The 12,940-nt window shown below is 39.6% G+C and carries 8 protein-coding genes and 3 pseudogenes; 1 reads left to right on the plus strand and 10 read right to left on the minus strand.

Annotation, left to right across the window (positions count from 1 at the left end; all coding sequences use genetic code 11):
- Positions 1-77 precede the first annotated feature (77 nt).
- Positions 78-5,706, minus strand: a pseudogene (locus tag DXA05_RS14165) (MG2 domain-containing protein).
- A gap of 100 nt (positions 5,707-5,806) precedes the next feature.
- Between DXA05_RS14165 and DXA05_RS14170 the strand changes: the two are divergent.
- Positions 5,807-6,208: an FKBP-type peptidyl-prolyl cis-trans isomerase gene (locus DXA05_RS14170; RefSeq protein WP_008021699.1), complete on the plus strand. Its 402-nt coding sequence runs from the start codon at positions 5,807-5,809 to the stop codon at positions 6,206-6,208.
- A 152-nt stretch (positions 6,209-6,360) separates the two neighbouring features.
- Here DXA05_RS14170 and DXA05_RS14175 read toward each other — a convergent pair whose 3' ends face one another.
- The 9 genes and pseudogenes from DXA05_RS14175 to DXA05_RS14215 form a co-directional block, all read right to left on the minus strand.
- Positions 6,361-6,723, minus strand: coding sequence for a DUF1622 domain-containing protein (locus DXA05_RS14175; RefSeq protein ID WP_008643248.1), 363 nt, complete (start codon positions 6,721-6,723; stop codon positions 6,361-6,363).
- Positions 6,724-7,369: 646 nt separating this feature from the next.
- A pseudogene (locus DXA05_RS14180) lies at positions 7,370-7,543 on the minus strand (GGGtGRT protein); the annotation flags it as partial.
- A gap of 142 nt (positions 7,544-7,685) precedes the next feature.
- Positions 7,686-8,024, minus strand: coding sequence for a HepT-like ribonuclease domain-containing protein (locus DXA05_RS14185; RefSeq protein ID WP_004315993.1), 339 nt, complete (start codon positions 8,022-8,024; stop codon positions 7,686-7,688).
- Positions 8,017-8,316 (minus strand): nucleotidyltransferase domain-containing protein, encoded by a 300-nt coding sequence (locus DXA05_RS14190; protein ID WP_008021707.1) that lies wholly within the window; start codon positions 8,314-8,316, stop codon positions 8,017-8,019. Before DXA05_RS14190 ends, DXA05_RS14185 begins: the two co-directional genes overlap by 8 nt.
- A gap of 307 nt (positions 8,317-8,623) precedes the next feature.
- Positions 8,624-8,800, minus strand: a pseudogene (locus DXA05_RS14195) (GGGtGRT protein); the annotation flags it as partial.
- 166 nt (positions 8,801-8,966) lie between these two features.
- Entirely contained in the window at positions 8,967-9,557 is a 591-nt protein-coding gene (locus DXA05_RS14200; RefSeq protein WP_118439126.1) for a hypothetical protein, read from the minus strand.
- A 193-nt stretch (positions 9,558-9,750) separates the two neighbouring features.
- The gene (locus tag DXA05_RS14205; RefSeq protein WP_128859291.1) at positions 9,751-10,206 is read right to left on the minus strand and encodes a lipocalin family protein; all 456 of its coding nucleotides are present in this window, start codon (positions 10,204-10,206) and stop codon (positions 9,751-9,753) included.
- Entirely contained in the window at positions 10,203-11,291 is a 1,089-nt protein-coding gene (locus DXA05_RS14210; RefSeq protein ID WP_128859299.1) for a penicillin-binding transpeptidase domain-containing protein, read from the minus strand. The genes DXA05_RS14205 and DXA05_RS14210 overlap by 4 nt, the downstream gene beginning before the upstream one ends.
- A 193-nt stretch (positions 11,292-11,484) precedes the next feature.
- Complete coding sequence (locus DXA05_RS14215; RefSeq protein ID WP_007480349.1) at positions 11,485-12,897, minus strand: hypothetical protein; 1,413 nt, start codon at positions 12,895-12,897, stop codon at positions 11,485-11,487.
- Positions 12,898-12,940 lie beyond the last annotated feature (43 nt).

Here is a 12,940-nt window from a genome sequence, read left to right on the forward strand (position 1 = left end):
TTAGGCACGGATTACACGGATTACGCGGTTTAAGTGAACGAGTAGAACCGTGAAATCCGTGTAATCCGTGCCAAGTATTATCGACTGACAATGGTTCTTCCTGCTTTGCTTCGTGCCTGTACGTTTACATCATACATCGCTTCACATTGAACGGCAGGGAGAATAAAGTTACCAGCATAGGTCGCTTGTAACCTGACAGTGAATACCTTTGTCTCACCGCGGCGCAGATTGAAATAGGTCAACACCCTGTCATCACGTATATCCTGATAGCTGTACTTGCTGACTGATTGACCGGAGCCGTCGGCTGCTGCGTTTTCCGTTTCGGGAGCAACCATTCTTTCATTGTATATTTCCCAACCGGACGGTATGATATGCGTCAGTGCCAGATTAGTGTAATCGGAAGTACCGCTGATATTGGATATTGAGGTGATAGCCATAAAGTCAGTTCCCTGTATGATGTCATTGACAGAGAGCGGTGTACCGTTCAGGTTAGCATATCTTATATCCATGCGGAGGTTATCGCTGATAGCCGGTAACGTATCGTTTAATAACTGCGTACGTGTGATAAGGTCTACGCTAAGCGCTCCCTTTCCTTGATTCTTAACAGAAACAGTGCCGGATTTTGGAGTGGTAGCGATCTCTTTTTCAAACACAGCTTTGGCTGATTTTACAGCCGGTTGCTGTTTGTCGTTCCATGACCACACAAAATCCAGTGTGCCTGATAACTTTTCTGCCAGACGTCCCATTGCCATCAGAGCAAAAGCGGTGGACTGTGTGCTGAACCAATCCTCTTGTGACAGATTCTTAGAAACGACTTTCGCTTGTTGCAAAGCATCCCGTTCCCGGTTCATCAGGATGAGTGTTTCCAAAATCATTGCTTCGTCACGATCGGAAGAACCGTAAATCTGATTCATGGAAGAGTAGGGGTTCACCGTTGTTTCTACATTATACACAAGTTCTTCAGCCGGTTTCATCTTTCCGGTCAGTGCGTATGCGGCTGCCAGTCTCCATTTGGCCTGAATAGATAATCCGGTCTGTTCTTTCATTCGGTTCATAGCTCCATATTCCGGTACTCCTGCCAATGCAAGGGTATATAAACGGAAGGCTTGTTGCAATTCCGACTGCCATTGCTGCCAACCGCTTGCTTCCTGCGGCATACGCCAGTTTTGTGCGGCTGCACGTTGGAAGCGCTTCCACTTGTTCAGTACGTTCGCATGAACGGCATATCCTTTTTCTTGCACCAGCGTCAGGAACATTCCTGCATAAGAACTGATCCATTCGTCGGCAACAGCATTCCCCGGCCAATATACAAATCCGCCGTTGGGGAGCTGACGACCATAAATCTGCCGGATAGCTTCCTGTACATTCGTCTTTATCTTTTCGGCTTCCGTCTTATCTATCGTCTTGAATTGAGCGACAAACAGAAGAGGCAGAGCCTTGGAAGTCAACTGCTCCGTGCAATGGTGCTGATAATTGTATAAGAAGTCGAACCGACGGCTTATATCTACCGAAGGTATGCGGGATACTTCCAGCTTGATCTGATTATTTGTGGAAGAACTGCTTAGGTTGTATGACAAATCTTTGCTTTGTCCGGTTTCTATCCATTGACTGTTGCGCAGAGTTACTACCGGATTCGGATTGCGTACGTCTATTTCAATGGTTTCTTTGGTTTGTTGTCCGCTGCCATTTGCTGTCAGGTGGATCGTAGCCTTTCCGGTTTTGCTGCCTGTTTTTAAGGTAAAGAAGACAAGCTGGTCTCCCGGTTGGGTGAATTTGAGCGATTGTTGGTTAGTTCCTACAATCTGTACTCCTCCACCGGATGCCTGAAGGGATACGGTCACATTCTTTACTTGATTCTCCATCGCAAAGATATTGACCGGAACGGTAATTTCTTCCTGAATACTAAGCACACGGGCAAAGTAGACAACATCATCAATGGAGTTCGTACGAAGGCAGTCTTTTCCGCATTGCCATAAGCACCGTCCTGTCCGGCAACCACCATGGCACGTACCGAACCTACGTACATCGGAAGTTCAATGTATGCGTCTGGCTCTTTCCTTTTCCCAGATAGAAAGGACCTATAAACTTGACTACCGGTTTAAAACGGTTTGCTTTAGCATCGGCAGGTTTCAGTGTGGCGTCTCCACCTGTGCTGAAAAGCGAACTGTAGCTTCCGGCAGAAGCTCCCAATACATTATCATACATATCCCATGTCTGGATGCCAAGCGCTTCGCGTGAATAGAAATCATTCCATGGGTCCGGGGTCTTGAAGTTGGTAAGATCCAATAAACCGTCGTCTACAATCGCCAATGTATAAGTCATCGGTTTACCGCTCTTTTCGCTGACGGTCACGTTGAAGTTGGTTTCCGGGCGTAACACTTCCGGCATCTGTATCTGTGGTTGCAATACTGTCTGACTGTTAGTGACAAATACCGGAACAACGCCGTACATACGGATAGGCAGGTCGTTGACTGTTTGTGCGTGAGGCTGTAGCAGACTAATATGCAAATATACGTTCGGAGTCATCTCCGGCGTAATCTTGAATGTATATTTCGTATCTCCTCCGTTGGAGACTTCTATCCATTCCTGACGCAAAACTGTCGAACCGTTTTCAATGGATACCAGTGCACGTCCTCCCGCTGCCGCAGGAATAATGGCTGTGGCTGTTTCTCCAATTTCGTATGAATCTTTGTTCAGAGAGAAAGCAAGCATCTTGATGCCGCTGGGATCTGTTTTGCTCGAACGTCCGCGCCATTCCGGCCAGTCTATATAAACGGTTCCTCCAGTGGCATGTCCGCTCTCTTTGTCTTTTACGTAAACCAGGTAGCGTCCCCATGACGGATAATCGACGCGGAACTTGAAGGATGCTTTTCCGCCTCTTGTCTGTAAGTTGCCGCTGGCAACAGGTGTGATGGAACTGTTGTTGATGTAAGTGCCAAAAGATTCACTGCTGTTCTCCCACCACCAGCTCCAGCCGATGCGATATATTTTGTATTCCAGATTAGTACGGTTCACTAACTGTCCCTGCGTGTTTACAGTCACAATATCGAATACGTGATCTTTGTCCGTTTCAATATATTTGCCTTTCGGTTGGTTCAAGTTGATACCGACGTAAGATGTAAATGGCGAGAACGGGATTGTTTGGGTATAGATGCTGGCATCTTCTCCCGGTTCGAATACACGGGTGGTGAAAGTTGCATTCAACATACCCGGTGCTTCGGTTGCGGTCGGAACTTTCAGTGTGACGCTGACTTTTCCTTCTGCATCCAGTGTACCGTCGAATACATCAGTTTTGATAGTTGTGAAATTCGTGGCCGGATTATTGAAGATATATTGTCCGTAATTCTTGAACTGTGTATTCACTTTAGATAAAGACATTTCTATTTTAGCTTTCAATTTGGAGGCAGTGGCTCCTGTCAACCAGGTTGAAGTGAGTGGAGCGTAGACATCCTTGTCCGTAGCTTGAAGAATCTTCGGCAATGCCAGGTTTATTTTCAAGCGGTTGGGCTTTATGGTTTCGATACGCAGACCTTTGTGGAAGGTGGTTCCTCCTACTTTAATATATGCATTCCAGAGCCCGGTTGGATCTGTAGCCTGTGTCGGAACGTCGAATGTGTAAAATCCGTTCATTCCTTGCGTTGAAATCATTTTGGTGTAGAACTGTCCTCTCGGATTGTATATTTCCAGTGCTACGGGATGCTTGTCGGGGATTCTCTTTTCGCGGTCTTCCAATATAAAGGAGATATGCAACGTGTCTCCCGGTCGCCATACTCCTCTTTCGCCATATATGAATCCTTTCAATCCCTTTTGAATATCTTTTCCTCCTACATCGAATCTGCTGACGGACTGTTCTTCACCGTCTACGACACGCACATACGCCTTTTGCTTTTCCGATTCTGCCACGATAATGAAAGGTACGCCCTTCGGAGCGATTTCAACGAACCCGTCTCCATTGGTCTCTCCCTTTCCTATAGGCTGTAACTGGAAGTTATATGCTGTTACTTGTGCTTTCCCTATCGGTTTGGTGTCCAAAATATTGCTTACGGCAATCCATAGTTTGTTCAGTGAATTCCGTTTTACAATCATTCCTAGATTGGAAGCAAACACATTACATGCAGCAATTCGGTCTGAATTCATATAATAAGATGGATGGCATGGATTGTCGCGTTCCGTCCATCGGTACACGCTCCAGTCCATTGTTCCTCCGTTGTAATAATAGTAAGCTTCGGGCGTATTCCAGATGGCTTCATCTTCTTCAGACAAGACACTTCCGCTTACTTTGGTCAACCCGTCGGATGTGTTATTGTCGGCGAATTTCATATCCTGATTCTCGTTTCCTCCACAAGGATAAGCGGAGTATTCCTGACGGAATGAAAGTATGACACGGTATATGGCACCCGGCTCCTGATGAATCAACCCGGCAAGATCTATTGAGTAATCCCCCCAATGATGAATGTCTTTGGAAGCATCTTTGGCAAGCCACAATGTTTTCTTGTAAACCAGTCTTCCCGAGCGGCGTAGTTCATTGGCCGAGGCGAGTGAATTGGTTTGCATGAACATCAATACATTATTCTCGAAGATGCGGATCACGCTCAAATCCACAGCATATAGATTGACAGCCCTGAAAGGAATAATCAGACTTTTCGAATCGGGCAGGATAGCGGCGGAGGTAGACATTTCTACCTGTGGTTTCAGACTTACTTCACTGAACGAGATCGTATGAGAAGTGCCCAGCGCTTTACCTTGACTGTCTTTGACTCCTTCATGGATATTCAACGTCAGTTTGTTCTGTGTGTTTGCTTCGAAATAGATGAAGACTCTGTTCTCGCTGATTTGGAAGATAGATGAGGAGACTTCCGGAATCTCAATCAGTCCTTTTAAATCCTGGGTAGTGGATAAAGGAGCGGAGAAAACAATCTCAATTCCGTTTTCCGGTTGTTCAATGCGTTCGGCAGACATAAAACGGAAGCAATCTTTAGCCGGTATCAGCACTTCTTCGCTTTGTTTGCGGTCAATGCCGGCTGGGTTACCATTGGCTGTAATGGTCAATGGGTAATCATCAGCTTCTCTGGGTATTTGTCTGATGTTGAACTGATACCGGGTAAGGTTGTCTGTCGCGGTGACTTCTACCGGATAACTCTTCTTGCCATCGCTGGCAGTCAGCATCTTTTCCACTTCCTCTTTTTTCACTACATCGCTGAAGCGTATTTCTCCTTTAATATTTATTTCATCCGGTTGGGTAGCTGTAATTGGTAACGACTCCAACTGCAAAGTGAAGTTACGTTCCTGCACACGGAATGAGAAGTTGAACTCTTTTAGTTTTTTGTCCACTTCGATGAAGTCTCCCAGTTGGAAAGTTCCTTCGTAGAGCGTTCCCGGTTTCAATGTTCCTTCTTCCGGCACAAACTCAATGGTGTTGTTGCTTACCCAGTATGCTTTTCCTTTTAATGAAGGGGAAAAGCTGAACGGATTGTTTTTTAACTCACTGTTCAGATCCACCATGGGTTGGTCATGGGTCAACTCTATGCGTATGGTTGAATTCTGTGAAATAACTCCTCCCGTATACGCATTTACATACGGTGCATAATCGGCAGAAGGAATGATGTCTTTTTGAGTACGTGTGCATGAATATAGGCCCACAGTCATCATGATAAGTAGGAGTAGTCCGGTAGCACTAATGCTACGTGTAGTCTTTGTTAGTCCCATAGCGATGAGTTTTTTTATAGTTCAACAAACAAATATACAGTTTTTATGCTAAATCCTTTGTTATTCTGATTATTTTTGCAAGTTCTTAATCAATTTATTTATGGGGAAAAAGAAAGAATACAAAGAGGCCAATCGACGATTTCTGAAAAAGCTGTCATTTCAGGAAGGTGTTTTTGCGTTGCCGTGTGGAATTTATTACAAAGTTTTGGAAACTGGTGAAGGTACGATTTCTCCGGGTGCGCGGAGTATTGTTACCGTGCATTACAAAGGAAGTCTGATTGATGGCCGGGTATTTGATAATTCTTATGAACGTACTTGTCCTGATGCCTTACGTCTTAGTGATGTAATAGAAGGATGGCAGGTAGCACTTCAGAAAATGCACGTTGGAGATAAATGGATTATCTATATACCTTATGCAATGGGATATGGTATTAAATCTTTTGATTCTATTCCTGCTTACTCGACATTGATATTCGAAGTGGAACTGCTTGGAGTTGCATAGAGTATAAAAATGAGCTATATATAATCAGATGCATGGATATTTTTCTTTTAGCTTCTTTATAAAGGATTTGCTTTTGCAAAGGTAGCTAAAAGTAGAAATATCCGGTAATAAAAATATGCAGCTTTGGAGACATTTAATAATGCTGACCTATCTTATATTTTCTTTATGTCCTTGACAGAATCATCTTTTGCCAATTCTTTAATCTCTTTATTCAAAAACACGGAAAGTATAGTTCTTACTACAACTACTCCGCCCAAGATCGCCAGTTCATCCAAAGTAGGATCAACTACAGTTTTCAGTATGTCGGATGCGATAAGGAATTCCAGTCCTAGTAAGAGGTAACTGCCGAAATCTGCTCTAAGTTGCCGGATATTATTAATAGTATAAGTTCCGTTGAACCGTTTTATCTCATTGCGCAGGAAGGCAACGAAACCAACGAGCACACCATAGGTCACAATCAGTAGACTGATGACACTGATGATAGTGGCGAGTGTATTTAAGAATGTGAGTAGCATTGTTGTATAATGTTTAGTATCTGTTATATAAACAAGCGAAGCTGTATAATAGTTCTCAAATAGAACTTTCGTTAGGATTGAGCTCTCAATCTAATTGTATATCAATAAAATACAAATCTCCATCTATTCCATAAAGTATCGCCTGTGTACTTAAAGTTGTTCAGCTTTACAACTATATCTTCATCTCCTGTATAGACTCATTTTCTCCATCTTTACTTAAGAATTCTATATTCAAATTAGAGGGGGGATCCATAAATCGTCTGAATTGGCAAATGAAATTAACTCTTCAATTTGCCTTCTCTTATAGCTCTCTGTTGATCCAAACGTTCTTGTTGCTTCCTTTTTTCTTCTAATGAGGCTGGCTGCTTGCTCCATAATGCTATTGACTTGCGAGTACGCTCTATCCATTGCTTGTGAAATTCGTTGATGTATTCCATAATTTTATTGATTATGAGCTTATGCAGATAGTTTATATCCAACAAAGTTCAGTTGATAAATTAGCATTGTTATATAATAATTCTTTGGTGTTTATGCCAATATCTTTTAATAAATATAGAATGGAAACGCTATTCCAAAAGTTTTTGTTTTTAAATAAAAATAGGAGAGTGCTGTATTGAGCACTCTCCTTATGTATAAAAGTAATAAATTACTTACCCAAAGCCTGAGCTATGTCAACAGCACAAGCTACTGTACAACCTACCATCAGGTTGTTACCAATTCCCAGGAATCCCATCGTTTCTACGTGAGCAGGAACAGATGAAGAACCAGCGAACTGAGTGTCTGAGTGCATACGCCCCATCGTATCTGTCATACCGTATGAAGTAGTGACACTGCATCCCTATAATTCAATCAAATTAATCGTAAATGATTGTTTTACAGGTTAATATTGAAATGTTTTAAAGAACGCTCCAGATTATAAATCTCTCTGCTTTGAATAAATGGTCGTGAATAAGTCACAAACCTTATATATTTAGTAATGCTGTTACTTCATTTTTTAGTTTTGGTAAATGATTAATAACCATACTCCAAAGTATATCTACGGATAGACTATCATAGCCATGTATGATATAATTCCTGGCATCTACTATTTTACGAGAATTGGTTATAGCTATATCTTTATCAACTTTTAGTATTCTATTCATAGCTTCACCAATAATTTCTATGTTTCTTTCAACGGCTCGTCTAAGGCATAGGTTACTATAGAAGTCATCATAAACTTTAGGAGCATTGCCGAAGAAACTTTCTACTTCTTCAATGGCAGTTAGAATATCTTGCAAGTGTTTCTTTATTAACTCATCCATAGATTAAAGTTTTAGTTGCATCCACATTCTTCTTCAAATATGGATTCTTAATAGTCTGTTCTTCCAGTAAATCTACTTTTCTACCAAACAAATTTTCTAAAGCATATTTGAAATCAAAGAAATTATCAAAGTAATCGCTTACTTCTGCCTTATTAAAATCGACAACTAAATCAACATCGCTGTTGTCATTAAAACGACTCGTAAGAACAGAACCAAAGACAAATAATTTATGTACCTTATGTTTTTTGCATAGGTCAATTATCTTTTGGATATTATTTTCAATCAGCTTCATAGGTGTATCTCCTTTCAATGCAAAGATAATTAATAACTCTTACTTTAACAAGGTATCATTAGGGATAGTTGTATTAATACTCTACTTTTTTTGCATTGGACTAATAAATACTTTCTTTTTTAGTTTAAAGTAGTATCTATATCCATCTTAGTAAAGTGAAATCAGTATTAGGTAGGAATACAAAACTAAACTATATTAGAAAGGTAGGAGAGAGGTAAATCAGCAGTTCAACCTACGAACATACTGAAAATAAAAATCCCCATAACCTTATCAGTTACAGGGATTTACTATATGGTAATTATTTGAATTACTTACTCAAGGCCTGAGCTACGTCAACAGCGCAAGCCACTGTACAACCTACCATAGGATTGTTACCAATTCCAAGGAATCCCATCATTTCTACGTGAGCAGGAACTGAGGATGAACCGGCGAACTGAGCGTCTGAGTGCATACGACCCATCGTATCTGTCATACCATAAGAAGCAGCGACACAGCATCCCTGTAAGTATTTGCAAGCTGTTATTAATCAATGCTATAATAGCAATGGGTAAACTCCTTGTTAGTAAATAAAAGAACGAATTATCAAAAAGGGCTGCATCATGGGCAAATGCCTATGCGTTACCCTTTAGATGAGAGTACTCCTAATGGAGTTAAGACCGTAATCTAATTTGCGTGTCAATGAAGTATAAATCTCCGTCTATGCCATAAAGTACATTATTGGGAACTGCATCAAACACTTCATAATCCGAATTATGGTATTCGTCGTAATAGTCCATTTCAAAGCCTAATGCTTGCATATAAGCAGCTATCTCGTCTTCCGTAGCTTCTCGTTCAGCTAATATATAAGGTTGTACGAGAACTGCGCAAAATTCTTGCTGACTGTTATAAGCGAAGCCTATCATTTGATAAGGCACATTGCCAAAGAACTTGTTATGTGCAGCAATGCGGATGAAGAAGTTCTCTAAATCATCCCCTGCGTACTCAAAGTTATTTAATTTTACAACAGACACATTACCATCATGGAACACTTCATTCTCACCACCTCTATCCATATAAGTAATATTGAGGTGTGATAAGTCAATCCATAGACCATTGTCATTGGCAAACTTTATCAGTTCTTCTGTTTGTCTTCTCTTATAGCCCTCTGTTGATTCAGTTTCTCCTGCTGCTTCCTTACTTCTTTTGGCGATGCAGGTCGCTTGCTCCAAGAGGCTATTGATTGACGAGTGCGTTCTATCCATTCTTTGTGAAATTCGTTGATGTATTCCATAATTTGTTTGATTATGAGTTTAAGACAAAGGTAATCATTCCTCTTTTAATAGCAATGCTTTGGTTGTTATATCTTGCGAATGGGGTGTTGTGGAACATTCTATATAAAGAGAAGCAGCATAAGAGTTCCCTCAAATGCTGCCCTACCTTAAATTAGTTTGGCAATTAGTTAATCTTCTTGTAGGTGGTCGTAGTAATATCGTCTAACTCTAAACCACCGTCATCCGTATTATTCCAATCCTCAAAGGCGAGAACCAATTTATTAGCTGTAAGCTCATTGATAGTAAGGACATCCGAATAACCGTCATCGTAAGAGATAGTCAGCTTATTGCCTTTCAAAGACCAGCGACTTGTTTCTGTATATCCACCGTCCGCATAGCCTTCTGTGCAAGTACCGTCAGCTTTGAACTCCCATAAGCCATTGGTGTAGGCTTCATCAGAGGTGACAACTTCCTTGCCATTCTCCACTTTGTGAACCTTCTCCCAAGTGGACTGCCATTTACCTATAAGGTTGGCTTGGTCAATGATTGTCTGTTCTTCTTCATCATCGCTACAAGCTGTAAAGTTTACAGCCAACATGACCATTAACAAGGTCATTCCAATTAATCTTAAAGTTTTCATTTTGAATTAAAATATTTATTGTAAGTAGAAATATATTCTGTAATTTGCCTAAACACATCACCTGCCATTAATCCACCACTTGCAGGTAGTCCCTCTTTATGGATGGAAACAATAATAGAATATTGGGGAGCATCAGTAGGGAAGTAGCCGCAGAACTCTACAATATAGCTTCCATCTTCAAGCTGTACTGTCCCTGTCTCACCTGCAACTTGTGTCTTATTTGACTTGGCAGGTTGTCCTAAGCCATCAGTCACCACATATTCCAATGCCTGTTTCAGACTGTCAATGTTGGCTTGACTTGCTATCTGTGGATTGATAACTGTTGTACTGTCTTTGTAAAGTTGAGGCTGTACCATCTTTCCACTATTAGCAATAGCATTATAAAAGGTTAGTGTTTGTACGGGAGTAATAGTCTGATTATATCCAATGCAGAACCATGCAAAAGCTGTATCACTCCAACCACTATCTTTAGGAGTAACAAAATATGCAGGTTTCAGATTAGCTATTCCTGCGATGCTGTCTGGTTTACCATAACTCATATTCTTCAATAGATTGAAGTATGCTTGTGCATCGTTACCAAATGCTTTCTCCATTGTTTTATAAACAGCAATATTTGAACTTGAAGCCAAACCTTGCTTGATAGAGATTTCACCATATCCACCTCTATGCCAATTATGGTCTTTCAATTCTCTATCCTGTATAGAATAGATTCCATTACCAACATCTACTTTGTTTGATAAAGTCACCTTTCCAGATTCCAATGCAGCCAATATGGATATAGGTTGTATTAATGCTGATTCGTGTGCTTGGGAGAAGTTCTTACAAGGCTGGTAGTCTGCACTGTCTTTCCTATCAAGTCCAACCATAGCCTTTATATGCCCTGTCTGGATTTCCATAATGATAGCTTGCCCAGATAAGGCATTAAGTTCAATTAGCTTATTTTCTAAGATAGAGGTAGCTTTGACTTGTAGAGCGTTATCTAAATTACTGCTTAATAGTTCATTCTTACACTCTTTATATTTACATGAATATAAAAATGTGCACACCATTATTAAGGATGTAAATATTATTTTGGCTTTTCCCATATCTATATGTTCTATCAAATAGGTTACTTTTTATTTTTGTCTTTTAATGCCATGAACAGCGGAATTAATATAGCACATAGTAAGGCGAATATTATATCTGTAAAAGAAAAAGGTTCTTCACGAGGTAACCTATCTCCAGCATAAGAAGCTAAAGAATATATTAAAAATAATGTATTAAGTAAAATTCGTTTCATTAGATAAAAAATAAAAAGTAATCAATTTCTCCTTCACGTAATAAGCGAATGTATTTATCTCGTTTATCTAAAGTTTTATAGCTCCTATCAATATAATTGGGGATAATAATTTTTTTTATATTGATGGGTATAAATGTGCTATTCAATAAACCTATCGTATCCCATTTGTTTTTAAACCTATAATATAATTCCTCATTCCATGGCAATGCAGGGTTTCTGCTGAGTGCATCCCAATCTAAACGTTCTTTGTATCTATCAATAAGTTTTTCATTCCATTTAATTTTCTTATTTAAACTTAGAACTTCGAATATGATAAGATTTTCATTTTGATATATATAGTCATCGCTTAAAGGTGCATTACGACAAAATGATTCATAAAATTTCCCAGCATTATAATAACTATATTTATCAATCCAATAATCTTTATAAATGGTGAACATGGCTTCATTCCATTGTAGAGATTCATTTTTTGCTAAACTTTCAAAGTTCCACTTGTGAACAAATTCCTTAAATAAAGCATAGGAAATAGGAACATTGGTATTGCTACTCAAAAGTTCCCATCCCATGTCACACCTATCTATATATGAAGAGTATTTATGTAAAAAATTGATAGACCAAGGTATGGTTTGATGCAAAGAACAGCCATAGTAGTCTCCACTACAAAATCCCCATTGCCAATGTATCTTGTCTTTGAAGTAATCTATTAATTGGTCGGTAGCATTTGTTGCAATATTCATGCTTAAGTAGTGCCAATCCCAATTATTTATAAATGAATTGATTAATTCAATAGACAAAGGCAATGCTTTGTTTGATGATAAAGCTTCCCAATTCCATTTATCTTTAAATGCTGTAATCATATCAATAGATAATTGTAGCGATTCGTTTTTTGACAAGACTTTCCAATCCCAATAGTTATAAAAAGATATAATTGTTCCAGAAGATAGGGATAACGATTTGTTAGATGATAAAGCTTCCCAATCCCATTTATCACTAAAACTACGGATAAATTGGATAGACCATGGCAACGATTCATTTAACGATAGAGCTTTCCAATCCCATTTATCTTTGAATTTATTTATAAATTCGATAGACCATGGTAGAGAGGGATTCCATGATAAATTATTCCAATTCAATTTTGATTGAAATTTTTCTATGAAGTCTTCATTCCAATCTACATATATATTGCTACTTAATTCATCCCAAGACACTGTATGCGAATGAAATGTAAGCAATTTTACAGTTAAATGACCTGCTTTAAAGAGATTTTTTTTAAATCCCTCTGTGTCTATTCTAATTTCTTCATAAAGAAAATCTAAATCAACATTTTCTTTAGGAAAGATATAATCACAGAAAGGGCATCTATCCACTTCTTTGGCAGAGTGCCATTCACTTCCACATTGAGGACATTTCATAGTAATAATTTATATGCTCACTTGTTCCCTGCGGTAAGCCATA

The organism is Bacteroides sp. AM54-2NS, assembly GCF_003602935.1.
Lineage (GTDB): Bacteria > Bacteroidota > Bacteroidia > Bacteroidales > Bacteroidaceae > Bacteroides > Bacteroides xylanisolvens.

What these genes read in the sequence shown, in the direction of transcription:
- DXA05_RS14170 (WP_008021699.1), top strand. Translation starts at nt 5,807, where the DNA reads ATGGGGAAAAAGAAAGAATACAAAGAGGCCAATCGACGATTTCTGAAA.
- DXA05_RS14175 (WP_008643248.1), bottom strand. Translation starts at nt 6,723, where the DNA reads ATGCTACTCACATTCTTAAATACACTCGCCACTATCATCAGTGTCATC.
- DXA05_RS14185 (WP_004315993.1), bottom strand. Translation starts at nt 8,024, where the DNA reads ATGGATGAGTTAATAAAGAAACACTTGCAAGATATTCTAACTGCCATT.
- DXA05_RS14190 (WP_008021707.1), bottom strand. Translation starts at nt 8,316, where the DNA reads ATGAAGCTGATTGAAAATAATATCCAAAAGATAATTGACCTATGCAAA.
- DXA05_RS14200 (WP_118439126.1), bottom strand. Translation starts at nt 9,557, where the DNA reads ATGGATAGAACGCACTCGTCAATCAATAGCCTCTTGGAGCAAGCGACC.
- DXA05_RS14205 (WP_128859291.1), bottom strand. Translation starts at nt 10,206, where the DNA reads ATGAAAACTTTAAGATTAATTGGAATGACCTTGTTAATGGTCATGTTG.
- DXA05_RS14210 (WP_128859299.1), bottom strand. Translation starts at nt 11,291, where the DNA reads ATGGGAAAAGCCAAAATAATATTTACATCCTTAATAATGGTGTGCACA.
- DXA05_RS14215 (WP_007480349.1), bottom strand. Translation starts at nt 12,897, where the DNA reads ATGAAATGTCCTCAATGTGGAAGTGAATGGCACTCTGCCAAAGAAGTG.